This is a genomic window from Lysinibacillus sp. G4S2 (genome assembly GCF_030348505.1).
Classification (GTDB): domain Bacteria; phylum Bacillota; class Bacilli; order Bacillales_A; family Planococcaceae; genus Lysinibacillus.
Window position 1 is genome coordinate 262,904 of sequence record NZ_JAUCFJ010000002.1, and the last position, 19,372, is coordinate 282,275.

At 37.4% G+C, this 19,372-nt stretch carries 17 protein-coding genes and 3 riboswitches; of the genes, 14 read left to right on the forward strand and 3 right to left on the reverse strand.

What is annotated here, in order from left to right:
• Positions 1-10: 10 nt before the first annotated feature.
• Positions 11-1,243, reverse strand: a complete 1,233-nt coding sequence (locus tag QUF91_RS01635) for a CynX/NimT family MFS transporter (protein WP_483308102.1) — start codon at positions 1,241-1,243, stop codon at positions 11-13.
• 151 nt (positions 1,244-1,394) lie between these two features.
• Positions 1,395-1,572: riboswitch (Lysine riboswitch) on the forward strand.
• A gap of 85 nt (positions 1,573-1,657) precedes the next feature.
• On the opposite strand from QUF91_RS01635, the gene QUF91_RS01640 reads away from it, so the two are divergent.
• A complete protein-coding gene (locus tag QUF91_RS01640; RefSeq protein ID WP_285395649.1) occupies positions 1,658-3,121 on the forward strand; it encodes an amino acid permease in 1,464 nt (487 codons plus the stop codon).
• A gap of 101 nt (positions 3,122-3,222) precedes the next feature.
• On the opposite strand, the gene QUF91_RS01645 is transcribed toward QUF91_RS01640, so the two are convergent.
• A complete protein-coding gene (locus QUF91_RS01645) occupies positions 3,223-3,345 on the reverse strand; it encodes a hypothetical protein (protein ID WP_289416620.1) in 123 nt (40 codons plus the stop codon).
• A gap of 316 nt (positions 3,346-3,661) precedes the next feature.
• Here QUF91_RS01645 and QUF91_RS01650 point away from each other — a divergent pair, with 316 nt between their 5' ends.
• From QUF91_RS01650 to QUF91_RS01670, 5 genes are all read left to right on the forward strand, one after another.
• Positions 3,662-4,588: a serine hydrolase domain-containing protein gene (locus QUF91_RS01650; protein ID WP_285395651.1), complete on the forward strand. Its 927-nt coding sequence runs from the start codon at positions 3,662-3,664 to the stop codon at positions 4,586-4,588.
• A gap of 233 nt (positions 4,589-4,821) precedes the next feature.
• Entirely contained in the window at positions 4,822-5,514 is a 693-nt protein-coding gene (locus QUF91_RS01655) for a response regulator transcription factor (RefSeq protein WP_285395652.1), read from the forward strand.
• 4 nt (positions 5,515-5,518) lie between these two features.
• Complete coding sequence (locus tag QUF91_RS01660; RefSeq protein ID WP_289416621.1) at positions 5,519-6,454, forward strand: sensor histidine kinase; 936 nt, start codon at positions 5,519-5,521, stop codon at positions 6,452-6,454.
• Between the two features lie 137 nt (positions 6,455-6,591).
• Positions 6,592-7,515: an ABC transporter ATP-binding protein gene (locus QUF91_RS01665; RefSeq protein ID WP_285395654.1), complete on the forward strand. Its 924-nt coding sequence runs from the start codon at positions 6,592-6,594 to the stop codon at positions 7,513-7,515.
• Positions 7,508-8,197 (forward strand): ABC transporter permease, encoded by a 690-nt coding sequence (locus QUF91_RS01670; RefSeq protein WP_289416622.1) that lies wholly within the window; start codon positions 7,508-7,510, stop codon positions 8,195-8,197. Before QUF91_RS01665 ends, QUF91_RS01670 begins: the two co-directional genes overlap by 8 nt.
• Before the next feature lie 92 nt (positions 8,198-8,289).
• Here the strand turns inward: QUF91_RS01670 and QUF91_RS01675 are convergent, their stop codons facing one another.
• On the reverse strand, positions 8,290-9,555 hold the full coding sequence (locus QUF91_RS01675) for an Nramp family divalent metal transporter (protein WP_289416623.1): 1,266 nt from the start codon (positions 9,553-9,555) through the stop codon (positions 8,290-8,292).
• Positions 9,556-9,984: 429 nt separating this feature from the next.
• On the opposite strand from QUF91_RS01675, the gene QUF91_RS01680 reads away from it, so the two are divergent.
• The 8 genes from QUF91_RS01680 to QUF91_RS01715 all read left to right on the forward strand — a co-directional run bounded on the left by QUF91_RS01680 (position 9,985) and on the right by QUF91_RS01715 (position 18,983).
• A complete protein-coding gene (locus QUF91_RS01680; RefSeq protein WP_289416624.1) occupies positions 9,985-10,680 on the forward strand; it encodes a response regulator transcription factor in 696 nt (231 codons plus the stop codon).
• Complete coding sequence (locus QUF91_RS01685; RefSeq protein ID WP_289416625.1) at positions 10,670-11,965, forward strand: sensor histidine kinase; 1,296 nt, start codon at positions 10,670-10,672, stop codon at positions 11,963-11,965. The genes QUF91_RS01680 and QUF91_RS01685 overlap by 11 nt, the downstream gene beginning before the upstream one ends.
• Positions 11,962-12,633, forward strand: a complete 672-nt coding sequence (locus QUF91_RS01690; protein WP_289416626.1) for a PepSY domain-containing protein — start codon at positions 11,962-11,964, stop codon at positions 12,631-12,633. The genes QUF91_RS01685 and QUF91_RS01690 overlap by 4 nt, the downstream gene beginning before the upstream one ends.
• 89 nt (positions 12,634-12,722) lie before the next feature.
• Positions 12,723-13,244 (forward strand): PepSY domain-containing protein, encoded by a 522-nt coding sequence (locus QUF91_RS01695; protein WP_289416627.1) that lies wholly within the window; start codon positions 12,723-12,725, stop codon positions 13,242-13,244.
• A 176-nt stretch (positions 13,245-13,420) separates the two neighbouring features.
• Positions 13,421-13,574, forward strand: a riboswitch (cyclic di-AMP (ydaO/yuaA leader).
• 183 nt (positions 13,575-13,757) lie between these two features.
• The gene (locus tag QUF91_RS01700; protein ID WP_285395657.1) at positions 13,758-15,581 is read left to right on the forward strand and encodes an APC family permease; all 1,824 of its coding nucleotides are present in this window, start codon (positions 13,758-13,760) and stop codon (positions 15,579-15,581) included.
• A 174-nt stretch (positions 15,582-15,755) separates the two neighbouring features.
• Positions 15,756-15,857, forward strand: a riboswitch (purine riboswitch).
• Positions 15,858-16,105: 248 nt separating this feature from the next.
• Entirely contained in the window at positions 16,106-16,690 is a 585-nt protein-coding gene (locus QUF91_RS01705; RefSeq protein ID WP_289416628.1) for a xanthine phosphoribosyltransferase, read from the forward strand.
• A gap of 135 nt (positions 16,691-16,825) precedes the next feature.
• Complete coding sequence (locus tag QUF91_RS01710) at positions 16,826-18,124, forward strand: nucleobase:cation symporter-2 family protein (RefSeq protein ID WP_289420014.1); 1,299 nt, start codon at positions 16,826-16,828, stop codon at positions 18,122-18,124.
• 472 nt (positions 18,125-18,596) lie between these two features.
• Positions 18,597-18,983 carry a DUF5071 domain-containing protein gene (locus QUF91_RS01715; protein WP_289416629.1) on the forward strand — a complete coding sequence of 129 codons (387 nt, stop codon included), beginning with the start codon at positions 18,597-18,599 and terminating at the stop codon, positions 18,981-18,983.
• The last annotated feature ends 389 nt before the right edge of the window (positions 18,984-19,372 follow it).

Here is a 19,372-nt window from a genome sequence, read left to right on the forward strand (position 1 = left end):
TAAGAGGTCTTTAATTCACATATTCATTTTTAGAAGCCCTAAAAGAACATAAGAACAGTATCAATGCTACGACAACAAAGAGCCAGCCAGCGACGTTCCAGCCGCCGAATAAATCGTGCAAATATCCAAATAGGATTGGACCGGTTGCGGCAAATAAATATCCTATGGATTGTGCAAAGCCTGATAAATCAGCTGCCTCAGAAGCGGTACGGGTACGTAGTGTAAAGAACATCATCGCTAATGCGAATGAAGCACCCCCTGCTAAGCCTAGTAGCACCATCCACAGTACTGCGAGGCTGGTCCATTCCATTACTACCCCGATAAAGCCAATTATGTAAAATGACGTAAACATTATTACAAGGGGCCGTTGAGACGCCATTTTACTTGCAATAATAGGCACAGCTAAAGCCATTGGGACTTGTGAAAATTGCATGATGGAAAACATCCAGCCTGCACGATCAGCGGCTAATCCTTGCGCTATATATATTTCAGGAATCCAAGCAGCAGTTGTATAGAATAATAATGATTGTAATCCCATAGCGCCTGTTACAGCCCAAGTAACAGGTGATTTCCATAAAGGTGTACGTTCTTTCGTAGTCTTAAAAGGCGGTTCAGGCTTATTAAATTTCAACTGTGGAATCCAAATTAAAATGGTTAACACCACAAGAACAAGCGCGATAGCTAGTGCACCTTGCCAGCCAAGTGGTGAAATGGCAATAGGATAGCTGATGCCAGCACCTAGCCCAGCTGTCAAATTCATCGACATTGTGAAAAATGCCATAAGTAAACCTACGTGATAGGGAAACTTCAATTTAAGCAATCCTGGAATAAGTACGTTACCGAATGAAATAGCTATACCCATTAGCACAGTACCAAACACGAGTAAAGCAGTTGTGCCAAGGGAACGTAGTACAATCCCTAATCCTAAAAGAATAGTTGATAAAAATAATGTTAATTCCAGCCCCAATTTACGTGCGACATTTGGGACAAATGGTGATATGATGGCGAATGCTAGTAATGGGATTGTTGTTAGAAAACCCGCTAGTACATTGGATATGCCAAGATCTTCACGGATAAAGGAAATAATAGGCCCAACAACAGTTAGCGGCATCCGTAATGTAGAGGCAATACAAATTACGCCGATAACTAGTAATAAGGTTGTTCCTCTCCAGCTAATTTTCTTGCTAGGATAAGTATTGGAATGTTCATCAGTAGTCAAATTGATCCCCCCTGTAAGAACGATTATAATTGAACTACTATACCACTTTATCAAATTATTTAAAATGGTTGAAAATTCGTAAAATACAGAACATTAATCAGGTTATTGAAATGTCAAAGGTCGTATGTTAAACTAGTACACATCATAAATTTAATAATTATATGCCTCAAGTTTGCATTGAGGTAGAGGTCGCGTTATTTAAGAGTATACTAATGGAAATGACAAGCATTAGAGAAATTAGTTGAAAGGAAATATCGCCGAAGTGTGAGGGGACTTGAAAACCTCATGCTGGGGCTGTCTCCGAAAGGAACAGAACTGTCACGTTTGGAACAACGTGTTGAGCTATCGTTTTTGAAAGAACTGAGGATTAACTTAGCCATCACTACGTTCATGTGATGGCATTTTTTTTGCCTCTTAAAGAAGGAAGGAAGCTATATCGTGAGTGAAATAAAAGTGAATCAGCTCGGCCATAAAGCGCCGAAGTTGAAAAAAGAATTAAAAAGCCGTCATATTACAATGATTTCATTAGGCGGTACAATCGGTACAGGATTGTTTTTAGCTAGTGGTGGTGCCATTGCACAAGCAGGCCCTGGCGGTGCACTGCTCGCCTATGCATTAATCGGTGTTATGGTGTACTTTTTAATGACGAGCTTAGGCGAAATGGCAGCTTATATGCCATCATCGGGCTCATTTAGTACGTATGCTACAAAATTTGTAGATCCGGCATTAGGCTTTGCACTTGGCTGGAACTACTGGTACAACTGGGCGATTACCATTGCGGCAGAAATTTCAGCTGTATCGTTAATTATGAAATATTGGTTCCCAGATAGCTCATCAGCACTTTGGACTGCTTTATTTATCGCTGTAGTTTTAATGTTCAATCTATTATCGGTAAAAAGCTACGGTGAAAGTGAATATTGGTTTGCAATGATTAAGGTTGTAACTGTAATCGTTTTTATTATCACCAGTTTCTTAATGATTTTTGGTATTATAGGTGGTCAAGCTCCTGTAGGCTTTACGAATTTCTTTATTAGTGATGGACCATTCCACGGTGGCTTCTTTGCTACATTTGGTATTTTCTTAGCAGCGGGATTCTCGTTCCAGGGGACAGAGCTACTTGGAATAACAGCAGGAGAAACGGATGATCCTGGTAAAAATATTCCGAAAGCTGTTAAGTCAGTTTTTTGGCGAATTCTGTTATTTTATATTTTAGCAATTGCTGCAATTGGGATGTTAATTCCATTTACAGACGAACGTTTGTTGTCTGAAGATATCGCTGTATCACCATTTACACTAGTATTCGACCGTTTAGGAATTGCGTTTGCTGCTTCATTGATGAATGCCGTCATTTTAACGGCTATGCTGTCAGCAGGGAATTCAGGGCTCTATGCATCTTCTCGTATGCTTTGGCAATTAGCAGTAGATGGACATGCACCAAAATTTTTCGCTAAACTAAGCCGTCGAGGTATTCCGATTTACGCATTATTGGCGACATTAGCTGTAGGTTCCTTAGCATTTTTAGCTTCATTCTTTGGTGATGGTGTAGTCTATATGTGGCTTCTAAATGCCTCTGGGATGTCTGGCTTCATTGCTTGGCTAGGAATTGCATTTAGCCATTATCGTTTCCGTCGAGCGTTCGAGGTACAAGGCTTGGATCCGAAATTGCTGCCATATAAAGCGAAGCTATTTCCATTCGGTCCGCTATTTGCCTTTACAGTTTGTATGATTGTTGTTATCGGTCAAAACTACACGGCCTTTATGGGTGATAAAATTGATTGGTACGGAGTCGTTGTTTCATACATTGGTATTCCACTGTTCTTACTGTTATGGCTTGGCTATAAAATCAAGCATAAAACAAAAATGCTTCCACTTGAAGAATGTGATTTAAAGGTGGAAGACTAATATTAAAGCTGTTCTATAATCCATTGAATGATGGTTTATGGAACAGCTTTTTTTACTATTTTGCAAAATATCTATAAAACGAAAACATGTCATATGGTAAATTATAGACTAATCATCATAGCGTGTGGTTGATTTCCGTTCCGACTGGGCGCTTTGCCGCTGCCGCTTCGCTTTCGCGCAGATAAAACAATTGCCGCCGCTACGTTAGCACTTCGCTTTCGCACAGAGCAAAGCTTCCTAGGGGCGTCCGATGAGCCGCTTGGGCCTACACGATGTAGGTCACGAAGGCGTTATCACAGATGTGATGTTTTTAGCCTTCGTTCCTCTACCTGCTCGCTCTAGGGTCTCATCTGTGACGCTAATCCCCAAAGAGTCGCCCAGTCGGAACGAAGATCAACTAATATACAGAGCATATATTTTAACAAAAGGCATCCGCAATTTTTGGTGATGAGGATTTTAAATAATTTATTCAGTATAAACGGGCAGCAAAATTGCACGTAAAAACCCAATAGGAGAAGACTAATAATAAGAGGGGGAAAGATGATAGACTATCCATTTTTACAAAACAGATTAAAAAAAGAAAAGATTAATACTTTCTTGATTAATAGTCATGGCAAAACGATATTTCAATACTATAAAAACAAGAAACAACAACAGAAACTTCATAAAATTAATTCTTGCACAAAGAGTATTCTTTCCATCTTATTTGGCATTGCAATAGATCAAAAATATATAGAATCAGTTCATATACCTGTCCATTCTTTTTTTCCTGAACTATTCGAACGGCAAGGTGATAAACGTAAAATGGATATGACAATATATCACCTTTTAACAATGACGGAGGGGTTAGATTTCCCGGAATTTGGTGAATGGAATAGTTTTGCTCCTATGGTATTTCATTCTGATATAGTAAAATTTATAATAGATCGTCCGATGGTGCATCCAGTTGGTTCGCATATGAATTATAACTCGGGTTGCTCCCATATACTATCTGCTATATTGCAGCAAGTGACGAATATGAAAACAAAAGAATTTGCCAATCGTTATTTATTTCAACCATTAGGTATTCTCAAATATCAATGGTATGAGGATAAGAAGAAAATTAGTAAAGGGGCAGATGGTCTTTTATTAAAAGCAGAAGATATGATGAAAGTAGGCCTTTTAGTTTTAAAAAAGGGTATATATAACGAAAAAAGGATAGTTTCAGAGGATTGGATTAACCATTCGATAAAGCCTAATTTAATGACTTATGACAATATCGGCTATTACGGGATGCATTGGTGGGTAAATAAACAGGATGAAACTAAAGCTTTTTCGGTAGATAATCAATATTTCTTTGCATTAGGCTTTGGGGGACAATATATTTTTATTTGGCCAAAGGAAGAACTAGTTATTACTATCACAGGTGACTTGTATGAAACTAGTTTATTACCGCTTCAATTAATAAAGGACTACATCTTGAAATAATCAACAGATGGTAGGGGTGGCCAAACACCTACTGAAATAGAGGAACTCAGTCTAAGAACGCCACGTCCTGTGGCAATTTATTTGTGCGAAAGCGTAGTGTTAACGAAGCGACAGCAACAGGGTTTTGTATGTGCGAAAGCGTAGTGCTAACGAAGCGACAGCAACAATTACGCCAAGGCAAAATCAACCACACGTTATGGTGATGAGCTAATAAAAAGAAGAGGTGCATGAAAGTGCAAAAGCATATTTTACTAGTAGAAGATGATGAAGCCATTCGTGAAATGGTAGAAAACTACTTAATGATGGAGGGGTTCCTTGTTACCTCTGCAATAAATGGGGAAGAGGCATTACAAAATTGTTTAAACAATTCCTTTGATTTAGTGATCTTGGATATTATGATCCCGAAACTTAATGGTTTAGAAGTTTTAAAGATCGTACGAGAACAGGCTTCATTTCCAATTATCATCATGTCAGCCAAAGATAGTGATGTTGATAAAGCGTTAGGATTGGGATTAGGGGCAGATGATTATATCGCCAAGCCGTTTTCGATGCTGGAATTTTCAGCACGTGTCAAAGCCGCCATTAGAAGAGCTACACAATACTCTAATCATGTAGATGATAAGAAAGATGTATTAGAGCTAGATAACTTAACGATAGATCTTGTTAATTTTTCAGTAGAGAAGAATGGGCAAAAAGTAAAGCTTACGTCAAAGGAATTTGCCATCTTAAAATTATTCGTAACAAATCGTAATCGAGTTTTTACAAAGCAGCAAATTTATCAACTGATCTGGAATGATGCTTACTATGGCGATGAAAATATTATTAATGTACATATAAGAAGATTACGCGAAAAAATTGAAGACAATCCATCCGACCCTCAATATGTTAAAACGCTTTGGGGAATTGGCTATAAATTTGAAGGATAAACAGATGATTATAATTCTATTACTCATTATTGTGTTACTCGTAGGAATAATTATTTTTCACGTGAGGGCAAAAAAACAACAAGATGCTACTATTCAATACATGCATCAAAAACTGCAAGCAATCATTGATGAACAATCGAGCGAGAAAATTTTAGTATCTACAGCTAATCAAGAATTACAGCAGCTGCTTATTGCGATGAATGGATTGCTAGACCATAATCAAAAAGTACTGGCGACACATCGAAAAATGGAAAGCTCCATGAAAAAGATGTTGGCCAATATCTCACATGATCTTAAAACACCTTTAACGGTTGTACTAGGTTATACGGAAATGCTACAGCTTAAGCAATCACTTAGTGAAGCGGAGCAGCAACGGTTGCTCACGGGCGTTCATACGAAAACATTGGAAGTATTAAAAATAATCCATACATTTTTTGACTTGGCAAAATTGGAGGCTGGGGATACAGATTATCCAATGACAAAAATTAATGTCAGTGAAATTTGCCGAAAAAATATTTTATCATTTTACGATATGGTCACCTCTATGGGGCTAGAGATAGATATTATAATACCAGATATATCCATGTATGCACTTGGTAATGAAGACGCGTTAGATAGAGTTCTGAACAATTTACTGTCAAATGCTATTGCCTACGGGGCAGCAGGAAACGTTATTGGACTAACAGTAAGAAATGATGATACTAACATTTTTATTGATGTATGGGATTGTGGTAAGGGAATTGAAGAATATCAAATTGATAATGTTTTTGAAAGAATGTATACGCTTGAGGATTCCAGAAATAAATCCTTCCAAGGTAGTGGTCTTGGCTTAACCATTACAAAACGTCTTGTAGAATTAATGGATGGCTCCATACAGCTCTCAAGTATTCCTTATGAGAAAACCATTTTTACGGTTTCATTAAAACGAATGATGTACTAAACAGTCTTGCTTGTAGAGCATTCTAATTGCTTTGCAAGCTTTTCTTCTGCACTTAAGAAATTTGTAAGAATCAAGTAATAAATTAGAGAGTTTCATTTTTTATAATAAGGATAGCTAAATTTAAGGGAGAGATCTATATGACATATATTATAAAAACGAATCAGCTTACGAAAGTGTATGAGGGAAAAGAAGTGATTTCTGCCGTCACTATGCATGTCAAAAAGGGGGAGATTTATGGCTTTTTAGGTCCTAATGGTGCTGGGAAAACCACGGTCATGAAAATGCTGACAAATCTCACGAAGCCAACGAGCGGAGACATTGAAATCTTTGGTGAAAAATTAACTGATCGATCATATGAAGTGCTGAAAAGGATGGGGACGATTATTGAATATCCCATTTTCTATGAACATTTAACAGCAAAGGAAACTTTAGAATTACATTGCGAATATATGGGCTATTATGATAAGAAAGAAATTGCTCATGTTCTAGATCTAGTGAAACTAACAAACACAGAGAAGAAGCGTGTAAAAGACTTTTCTCTTGGGATGAAACAGCGATTGGGTATCGCGCGTGCTATTATTACGAAGCCGGAATTACTTATTTTAGATGAGCCGATTAATGGACTAGATCCAGTTGGAATTAAAGAGCTTCGAGAGCTATTCAAGATGCTTTGCAAAGAGTATGGAATTACGATTATTATTTCTAGTCACATTTTGGGTGAAATTGAACAAATGGCTGATACCATTGGCGTTATTAAGAATGGAAGATTAATTACTGAAGTATCAATGAACGATATCAATCACAGTCAGACAGATTATATTGAAGTGATTGTTAACGATGGAAAAAAAGCAGCCTTTATTATAGAAAAGGAATTACATATTACTAATTTCAAGCTAATGGATGATCATGCTATTCGCATTTATGATGCGACAGCTTCCCAGAAGATGTTATCTAAAACATTGATTGAGCATGATATTGATATTGAGGGCATTAGCAAAAAAACAAGCTCATTAGAGGATTATTTCTTGAAATTAATCAATGGAGGTGTCGTTAATGCTTAATTTAATGCGCCTGGAAATGAAAAAGTATCATTTAGGTTCATATGTAAAAGGAGCTATCATCGCAAATTTTGTGATATTAGCTATTATATTTATGCTTATCTTTATCACTAAAATAGAAGGGGATCAAGATCTCAGAAATTATCAGACGGTATTTGGCATTATCGATTCGGGTGTAAGAGCAGTATTTATTATTTTTGCTAGTGTGTTAATCGCCAAATTTATTATTGGGGAATTCAAATATAAAACCATCACTGTAGCATTTATGTATCCAATCAATAGAAAAAAATTGATTGCTTCAAAGCTAGCCATTGTTATTCTTTTTACCTTTAGTGCAATTGTTTTATCGACTATTTTTGTCACAGCGATTTTTTGTGTTGTTAGTGAGAGTTTCCAATTGCTTCCGGATACATTAACGTTCTCTTTCATAATACAACGAATTCCCGTTGTGATCATGAATGCAGTTTCAGCATCATGCATCGCATTAATACCATTGTATTTCGGTATGAGAAAATACTCTATTCCGGCAACGATTGTATCATCTATCATGATTGTATCAGTCGTATCATCAAATTCGGGTAACTTCACCTTATATGATATTATCTTTATACCTATCACTTTAGCGATTATCGGTATAAGCGTGGCCTATGCATCGTTTCGTAAAATTGAGAAGATGGATATTTGAAGATAAAAAAGGGAGGGCTGAAAATGTAGGGCCTTCCATAACTTAAATGCCAGACACAGGACCAAATCAAGGTCTTTGTGTCTGGCATTTTTTTAACCAAATATCGTTTGCCATAATAAATAAAGATTTAAAGCAACTACAATTACTACGACAAACCATCCTAATATTGTGGTAACACGGTGGTTGACTAGGTTACCCATGATGTCACGTTTACTTGTAAACATAACAAGTGGTATTAGGGCAAAGGCAATACCAAAGGATAAAATAACTTGACTTAGGACAAGTGCATAGGTTGCGTTAACTCCAGATGCAATGATGACTAATGGAGGTAACATTGTAATAGCTCGGCGCAAATAAAGGGGTATTTTTCTTCTAATGAATCCCTGCATCACAACGTCACCTGCTAATGTACCCACCGAAGAGCTAGCAAGACCTGCAATAAGAAGACCAAGACCAAAGGACACTGCTGCCATTGGTCCAAGAGCATCTCTTAAACCGTTATAGGCTATATCTAAATCTTCCACTACTAATCCTTGTGTATGGAATACTGCGGCAGCAATAATTAGCATACTCATATTGATGGCGCCGGCAATAATCATCGCAATCACAATATCTATAAACTCAAAACGAAAAATACGTTTTTTTTCATTGTCATTTCGTCCAACAATACGATTCTGTGTCAACGAAGAATGTAAGTAAATAGCGTGTGGCATAACCGTTGCACCTAAAATACCTGTTGCCAGTAACAGTGAGTCTACCCCTTCAAAGTGAGGAGAGAACATCCCCATCGCTACTTCGCCCCAATTTGGTTGTGCTAAAAACGTTTGGAATGCAAAGGCTAGCACGACAATTAGCACCATACCAGAAATACCTGCTTCAAATGCCCTAAAGCCTCTGCGTTGTAATTCTAAAATAGCAAATGAGCCGACTGCTGTAATAAGCGCTGCAGGTAACATTGGAATGTTGAATAACAAATACAGCCCTAGTGCAGCCCCAATAAATTCTGCGAGATCTGTTGCGATAATGACCAATTCAGCCTGTATCCATAAAAAAATAGAAGTTTTTTTAGAAAAATGTTCACGTGCTACTTCAGGTAAATTTTTGCCAGTCGCAATACCGAGCTTTGCTGACAAAGATTGAATTAACACCGCCATTAAATTGGAAAAGGCGATTACCCAAAGAAGTAAGTATCCATATTGTGAACCTGCTGTAATATTTGTTGCGAAGTTGCCTGGATCAATATAGGCAACCGCTGCGATGAAAGCTGGACCAAGAAACGGTAAAATTCGTCGCCAGCCTGTTATTTCTCCATCTAAAACCGCCTCAGCAGACGATTTTGTCATTCGTTTGTAAACCATGTTGTTCCCTCATTTCAAAAAGTATCACATAAGAAATAAAGTTTCCTGGAGGAAAGTAATATATTGCTATTGTATAGCTTGAGCAAAAAAATGTGAAGATGTTTGCCTAATTTTTTGTAACGCAATATTCATCCTGTATTAACGGCCCGTAAAAATTCGATTGGTGAAGACTAACAATTAGTGGGGGATGAAGAAAACCCCACTGATTAAAGTTTCACTTTATGTAGTTAAAGTTATGCATGAAACCAAGTCTATCGGAGATTTTAAGTTAAGAACATTATGTTGAGGTAATACCTGTCGTCACCTTAATGAGTAGGTTCGTTTTGGTGGTAGAAGCATGTCATTTGTCTTATTCTCATCATTTTCTAATTAGACTTTCACCCCTTGTATCGTTTACGATGGAAAGAAAATGATGAGGATTGATTCGGTATGACTAATCGAATTTTAATAATAGAGGATGAGGAGAATATTGCGAGAGTCCTACAGTTAGAGCTTCAATTTGAGGGCTATGAAGCTGACATAGCGCATACAGGCACAGATGGGTTGCTTAAATACCGTGAGCAACAATGGGATTTAATCTTATTGGATATTATGCTACCTGAGATGAGTGGGCTTGATGTACTAAAGCGTATTCGTGCAACAGAATCACAGACGCCGGTAATTATGTTGACCGCAAAGAGTGAAGTTGAAGATAAGGTAAAGGGTCTGGATCTTGGAGCAAATGATTATATAACAAAGCCGTTTGATATTGAAGAGCTACTTGCTCGCATTCGAAATGCTTTAAGGTTTTCTCAAAGAAGTAACCTACAACACGATCAACTGATATTTGCTCAATTATCCATTAATGAGCAAACACGAGAGGTTATTTATTTTAGGAAAGGGGTTCAATTGACACCTCGTGAATATGATCTTCTCTTATATTTATTGAAGCATCCAAAACAGGTACTAACACGAGAGCAAATTTTAGAGGCTGTTTGGGGATACGACTATTATGGTGATACGAATGTTGTGGATGTTTATATTCGTTATGTTCGACAAAAGCTTGAAGCTGCTAATGATACACCAATTATCCAAACGGTGCGTGGTGTTGGCTATGTGCTGAAGGAGCACAAACATGAGACTTAAAACAAAAATTCATCTACTAACAACACTATTAATGCTCGTTATTTTAGTTGCAACAAATAGTGGTATTTACATTTTGTATGAGAAATTTGCTTATAACACTGAATATAAACAGCTCCAAACGAGAGCAGATGAGCTTAGTTCTGCATTAAGCCAGTTAAATGAACAGACTAACTTACAGCAAGTATTAAGAGCTTATATGCCAACAGATGGCGCTGTATATATTTATGATGGGCAGCACTTAAAAACGAAGGTTCAGGCTTCGCTTGAGATGCCTGATGTTCCGCATATTACGTTCACTATGCCAGCTATTTGGATGGATAGAACAGTTGTGCAAATAAAATTAATACAGCCAATGGAAGAAGTAGCAAATACATTAGGTTTGCTAAAAGTGATATTGGTTGTTGTAACAATCGTCGCAACAATTCCTATATTTTTAGCGAGCTTAGCGCTTAGTCGCCTTATTTTATTACCACTAGAGCGTTTAAATGAAACGATGCTAAAAAGTGCAACGACTGGCAAGTATGAAAAAATTGAAATTCCCGATAAGGGTGGGGACGAGTTAACAAACATTAATCGAACTTTTAATTTGATGATGGAGAAGCTTGAGCAGCATTATCAAAAGCAACAGCAATTTGTTTCAAATGCTTCCCATGAATTAAAAACGCCAATTACTGTGATCAAAAGTTATGCAAAATTGCTATTGCGTAGAGGATTTGACAATAAGGAGGTAGCACAGGAATCCTTACAAGCTATTGTCAATGAATCTTCGCGCATGCATGAGATGGTGCTGCAATTACTGGAGCTAGCCAAAAACAACGAGCATCTTGACATACATTTTGTAAAGTTAGAGCTCACCCCGTTCTTAAATAAGGTTGCTACGCAAATGCAGCAGGCTTATCATCGTGCATTCGTCGTTGATGCAGAAGTGCCAAACTATATTTATAGTGATGAAAAAATGCTGAAACAGCTGCTCTTTATTTTACTGGATAATGCTCGGAAATATAGTGAAAAAGAGGTTCACATACATGCGACAGAAACTGTAGACCATGTCTTAATTACTATTCAAGATTTTGGAGTGGGTATTCCAACTGAGCATGTTTCTCATTTATTCGAGCGTTTTTATCGCGTGGCGGAGGACCGTAACCGTAAAACTGGGGGCTCTGGCTTAGGGCTTGCTATTGCCCATGAGTTAGCGGGGCAGCTGGGTATTACGATTGATGTTGAAAGTACACTAGGTGAAGGCTCGAACTTTACACTACGCGTACCAAAGGAGGGGCAACTGTGAAAAAATGGCTATTGATAATGGGTGCCATCGTCCTTCTTTGTAGTGGAACGCTATGGTTTGTTCAATATCGTTTCTTTCATGTTGAGCCTCTCGACAAGACGGAGGCAATTCGACATATCGAAACAATCTACAACGGTCATGTAACACAAGCTAAAAAGCAAGGAAATGAGTATGAAATGGTATTTACACGAGATGGTATGACTTATACAGTGATGCTAGATGCAACTACACAGCAAACAAAAGATTTGAAATTGAAGGAGGCGGAAGGTCAATTACTGTTAACAGAAGCGCAAATACGACAATTTGTTGAGAAAGAGTATGGGGACATCGAAAGTGTCGTGTTAACAAATTCAATTTACACTGTGCGTGTTGAAAAAGAGGATAAACAAAAGGATCTCGCACTAGATGCCTATACAGGAGAGATCTTATCTGAAAAAAATGTTGAGCCAATTGAGCGATCTAAAGGTGTAAATGTTATTAATGAACAGCAAGCAATTAAGATTGCCCAGCAACAACTAAATGGTGAGGTGGATTCAGTTGATTATGAGGAAACTGCGGATGGTGGCTACTATTTAGTTGAAATTGAAACAAAGGATAACGAAGCTGTTTTTCAAATACATGCAGTCTCAGGAAAGATTATGTCCGTTACATGGGATGAAGAGCATTAAGTGCTTCTCATGAAATTCTAATGTTTCTCTTATTGTCCTATCATCATTGCTTGATAAGCTAAGAATAGATAGAAAAAGGAGAGATGAATATGAAAAAAATCATTTTAATCCCAGCGTTAGTCGGTGTACTTGGCGTTGGAGCTGCTATTGGCTCAACAACATTATTAACAGGTAATGCTCAAGAAAAAAGGGTATTATCAATGCAGGAAATTGAGAAAAAGGCACTGAAAATTGTCAACGGTACGGTAACTGATATTGAGTTTGACCAAGATCAATACCGCTCAGTTTATGAGGTAGAGGTGTACACTGATACTGAAGAGTTTGACTTAAAATTTGATGCTTATACAGGTGAGCTTCTAAAGCAGAAGAAGGAACGTCGAGATAAAGATGATGTGTATGACAAGAAGACTGCTTCCACTACAACAACTAAAATCACAAAAGAGCAGGCTATTGAAAAGGCCTTAACAAAGGCAAAAGGTACAGTGACTAAAGTTAAACTTGATGATGTGATTTACGAAATCGAAATCAGAAACGGACAACATGAATACGAAGTTGAGGTTGATTCATCTACAGGTGAAATTTTAGACTTTGAACAAGATATTGAGGACTAATGTGCATAAGCTATCTTAAAAGTGGGACAATACTTTTAAGATAGCTTTTTTAATTCTACGGATAATTACATACTATCCGCGAGAATATCTGTGCTTTTCACATATAACAATAAAAAATTTTCTTCTTTACTTTTTCTTAATACGAGCGTAATATGACATCATTATAAAAGTTTCAAATTTCTAAATCGCTGAAGCAACTAAACGCGGGGGACCCAATTTTTACGGATTGTTTAACAATAATCCTTGGGGTGAATCTCTTCATTTATTGAAGGGTAGGGCTACTCAGGCCCGAATCCGACAGCTAACCTCGTAAGCGTTAAGAGCAGAAAAGTTGGAGCTTGGCAGACGAATGAGCGTCTACAAGTCGTATTTAGTGATGACTTGTAGACGTTTTTTTATTCTCATTTGAAAATAGAAATAAGCCCCAGTGCACGGCACGAAAAACAGATTATGCTAAGGTGTAATCGATTTAGAAATGCGAAACATATCCCATGAAATTAGAAGGTGTTGTATATGAAATCCTCATTAAAACGTTATGTTATCGGAAAACCATTGAGATCCGATGCGTTAGGGGAACAGAAGCTTAGTAAAACAAAGGCTCTTGCCATACTATCGTCCGATGCTTTGTCATCAGTGGCGTACGGGCCTGAGCAAATTTTAATTGTACTCATGACAGTAAGTACTGTTGCCTTTTGGTATTCGCTACCAATTGCCGCTGGGGTAGTTGTGTTATTAACAGCACTTATTTTTTCGTATCGTCAAGTTATTTATGCGTATCCACATGGTGGTGGTGCATACGTAGTTTCTCGGGAAAATTTAGGTGTCAATGCCGGTCTCGTCGCTGGTGGTTCATTGCTTGTCGATTACATTTTAACCGTTGCGGTAAGTGTGTCGGCGGGGACAGATGCGATTACTTCGGCTTTTCCAAGTCTACATCCCTATAACGTGTATATCGCTGTGTTTTTTGTTATATGTTTAACGCTTTTAAACTTACGTGGTGTCACAGAATCTGCATCCATTTTAGCGTATCCAGTATATTTGTTTGTATTAGTCATGCTGATATTAATTGGAGTAGGGATTTATAACGTAGTAACGGGGCAAGTTCCAGCAGAGTTGCATCCAAAAGTTGGTACACCGGTTGCAGGGATTAGTCTTTTTATATTATTAAAGGCATTTGCATCAGGAAGCTCGGCTTTGACTGGTGTTGAAGCCATTTCAAATGCTATTCCTAATTTTAAAGATCCAGGACCAAAAAATGCGTCTAAAACGTTACTTGCGATGGGCGGTATTTTAGCAGTACTATTTATCGGTATTGTAAGTTTAGCTTATTTTTATGGAGTTGCTCCAAGTGCAAAAGAAACAGTTGTTTCACAAATTGCGGAGGCGAGTGTAGGTCGTAATTTCTTTTACTATATAGTGCAAGGAACAACAGCAATGATTTTAGTACTCGCTGCAAATACAGGTTATTCAGCCTTCCCTTTATTAGCAGTCAATTTATCGAAGGACCGTTTTATTCCAAGAATATTCGAAGTTCGTGGGGATCGTCTCGGTTATTCAAATGGAATCTTGATGCTTGGTTTAGCTGCCATTGTCTTAATCATTTTATTTGGTGGGGCAACAGAGCATTTAATTCCACTTTATGCAGTTGGCGTTTTTATTCCGTTTACGTTAGCGCAGGCTGGAATGATGCGAAAATGGTGGCGTGAAAAGCCAAAAGGTTGGGGTGCAAAATTTGCAATAAATACGATCGGGGCGGTTATTTCCTTTGTTGTCGCTATGATGTTTTTTGTGACGAAATTACCTCAAGTATGGCCAGTATTTATCTTCTTACCAATAATTATTTTGACGTTCCATCGCATTAAACAACATTATCAGGCAGTTGGTGAACAGTTAAGATTAAATAATGAGGAACTACCTGATGTTGAAGGAAATGTTTTCATTGTCCCTGTGGCTGGTATTACGAAAGTAGTCGAAAACACTTTACATTACACACGTTCATTAAAGGTTGACAAAATTATTGCCTTTTATGTTGCCTTCGATCAAGCTGACGCAAAAGCTTTTGAAGAGAAATGGAAAGCTTGGCAGCCAGATGTACGGCTTGTAACATACTATTCACCATATCGAAGTATTACGCAGCCATTGATGAAATTTATTGGTAAGGTTGAACATCAATGCGAGAAAACAGGACATCGAGTAACAGTTGTTATTCCACAGTTTATACCCAAAAAAGGGTGGCATCATATGTTACACAATCAATCGAGTCTATTAATTCGTGCTACGCTGTTATTTAACAAAAATGTCGTTATTATGACAGTGCCTTTCCATTTATTAAAATAATGACTAGCATGCTGGAAAATTGTCTGATATAATCAGTACGTTGATTGTAAAACACGAACATTTGCAATTAAAATTCATCGGAATGCCAGTAAATTCCGAAAAATCAATCTTTATTCAGTAAGTCATATAGGCACAAGCCGAATGAAATGCTGATTTAAATAATTGCTATGTATTACAGCTTCATACTGTTTCACTCATATAATGGCGAGAATATGGCTCGCAAGTTTCTACCGATTTACCGTAAATAAATCGACTATGGGTAGCAATGCTTTAGGAGATCTCATATAAGATGATGACTTTTTCTATTTGTTTCGACGTTTTTACGCTGAATGCTTTGCTCCACTCATAGATGAATGGATCAAGGTATTCGGCGTTTTTTATTACTTGAAAAGAGCATTTCTTCTGAGATAACGCCTTCGTGACATCAATATCGTGTGGCCCAGAGGCAACTTGGCGCTCGCCTGTAACGGACTGTTATTTGCTCATAAAAACTTATTACTATAAGAAAGAAGGATAAAAAGGACATGAAGTTATTACACGATAAAATTTTGCGAGAAGGTAAAGTATTATCTTCATCTGTATTAAAAGTAGATTCATTTTTAAATCATCAAATCGACCCAATGCTTATGAAGGAAATTGGCCATGAGTTTGCCAATCGTTTCTCGGATCAGGTCATTACAAAAATATTAACGATCGAATCTTCGGGTATCGCACCATCTGTTATGCTAGGGCTTGAAATCGGTGCTCCTGTAGTGTTTGCGCGTAAACATAAATCTTTAACACTATCAGATAATCTTTTTTCTTCAAAAGTACATTCTTTCACAAAAAATGAAACAAATGATATTTCAGTATCACGTAGTTTCTTAAATGAAGATGATAATGTCCTAATTATTGATGATTTCTTAGCTAATGGAGAAGCTGTCAAAGGTTTGCTGGATATTGCAGCACAAGCTGGTGCAAATGTTGTGGGTGTCGGCATTGTTATTGAAAAAGGCTTCCAAGATGGCGGGAAATTATTACGTGAGCAAGGTGTTCGTGTAGAATCATTAGCGATTGTAGATTCTCTTGAGGATGGCAAAGTAACGTTTGCTCCGGAGGCTAATGCGTGATGAATACTGATCAATTATGCCTCGGCATAATTGCGTCCGGAAGCTTTAACTTCTTTCAGCATGCGTTTGGACACCTGCTGAAAAGTAGTTTAAATCTGCATTCATTACATCACCTATAGAGGAGGGAAACTTTTGCTGAAAGAAGTTAAATCGACTGCGCTAGCGATTCAACATTTACTTGCGATGTATGCAGGAGCCATTTTAGTGCCATTGATTATCGGTGGGGCAATCGGCTTTGATTCAACACAAATGACGTATTTAGTAGCGATTGACATTATGATGTGTGGGATCGCAACACTTTTACAAGTTTATTCGGGTAAATTTATCGGTATTGGTTTGCCAGTAGTACTAGGCTGTACATTTACAGCAGTAAGTCCAATTATTGCAATCGGTACAAATCCTGAGCAAGGTATTACAGATATTTATGGTTCTATTATTGCATCAGGTATAATCATTATGATTATTGCAGGCTTCTTCGGAAAGCTAGTAAAATTCTTCCCACCTGTTGTGACAGGTTCGGTCGTGTCGATTATCGGTATCTCTTTATTACCAGTAGCTTTAAACAATATGGCGGGTGGACCAGATGCAAAAGATTTTGCATCAGGCTCGAATGTAGCTTTAGCGTTTATTACACTCGTTATTATTTTAGTAGTTTATCGTTTCTCTACAGGTTTCGTCCGCGCAATCTCTATTTTAATCGGTTTAGTTGTTGGGACAATCTTAGGTGCATTCATGGGTAAAGTTGACTTTAGCCCAGTTTCAGAAGCTGATGCATTGCACATGGTTCAGCCATTCTATTTCGGCATGCCAACATTTGATGCTACTGCAATTATTACAATGACCCTTGTAGGAATGGTTTCTTTAGTGGAATCAACAGGAGTCTATTTTGCGCTAAGTGATATTTGTAATAAAAAATTAGAATCAAAAGAATTAGCTCGTGGGTATCGTTCAGAAGGTCTTGCTTCTGTAATCGGCGGGATTTTCAATGCCTTCCCATATACAACATTCTCACAAAACGTAGGACTTACGCGTATGTCAGGCGTCAAAGATCGTAAAGTCATTTACATCACAGGTGGATTACTAGTAGCACTTGGCTTCCTACCAAAAATCGCAGCATTAACAACAATCATTCCAATACCAGTACTTGGTGCGGCAATGCTAGCGATGTTCGGTATGGTTATTACACAAGGTATGGGTATGCTAGTACCTGTTATGAATGAATCAGCAGAAAATGCCATGATTGCTGCAATTGCAGTCAGCCTAGGTGTCGGCGTATCGGTTGTTCCGGGCATTTTCGAATCGCTACCAGAAAGCGTTTCTCTTCTAACATCTAACGGTATCGTCTGTGGTTCTGTCACAGCAATTATTCTTAATATTTTATTCAACATGATTGGGCCAAAGCATAAGGAAGACCCGATGCATGGAGAAGTTTAAAGGAATAAATTAAATAACATTCATATTTGATGAAAAGAACGTTGTCACCTACTTTTATCTATTGATTTAGATTTGAGGAGGTGGCATTTTTTTATGCGGAAAAAGGGGTACCTATTGAGGAATGATACAAATGATGATACTGAATCACTTACTCTCTCAGCAGGCTTATGACTACTCAAAAGTAAATGAAAAGAAAGGGACGTTATTAACTAAGGATGAAATGCAAAGGTTATTTTAAATACCTGATCAAAAATATTATCCTCAGTAGCGTGATTTTGTGTTGTTTCATGTACTCTACGATAGTTCGTTGCGAATTTCCGAAGCGATCAATCTTGATGTAATGGATATAGACTTACGATGAAACAGATCATTCTTCTAGCAGAGAAGGCGAAGGACAAAAGATATAGGACTTAATAAAGACTGATATAATAAATAGATTGCCGTGTATAAAAATTTAAGGGAGGGATGTATAATGGAAAACCTTGAAGATCTTTTGCCAAGACATAAATTTGATAATGATAGAGTAGCGATGATTAAAAAAATGGATAGAGATAAAATATTGCCTTTACTGCCTAACCTCCTCGAATGGATTCAAGATATGAATTGGCCAGTGGCACCAAGCGTATTAGAATTACTTTTAACTTTTCCAGAAGATATTGTCCCACATGTGCAAGGTGTTTTATCTTCAAATGATGATAGCTGGAAGTGGTTTATTTTAAAATTTTTAGTTATTGAATTGCCGGTGGAGTCAAGAGTTCAATTTAGAGAGTATTTAACAAGGGTGGCTGAAACACCTACACATAATGAACTCGCAGAAGAACTTGATGAAATCGCAAAAGAGATTTTGGAAACAATCTAAAAAAATACCATGGGGGTGCTTGAAGAAGATTCAAACAGCTTTATATTCACTTTACAGAAACAAGAATTTAAATATGTACATTCCTGCTTGAATAAAGATGTACAAAAAGGCACCTCTATTTCATACTAATTCCGAGGTGTTAGTATGCATATTCAACTAGAGATTGAGACAGAATTTAAAATTAATAGTCTTTCAGATTTAGCAAACTTTAAACAAGTAATGGAATAACCTAGCGACTTTGAAAGTGTTCTTCAAAAGGGATTGGTGAAGAATACCTTGAGGAGAAGTAGCGGTATATAGAGCATAATAAAAGGACTTGCATATATGAACATCAATCATAAACGCAAGTCTTGGAAGTTAGTCACAAGGACAATTAATGCAGATATAGT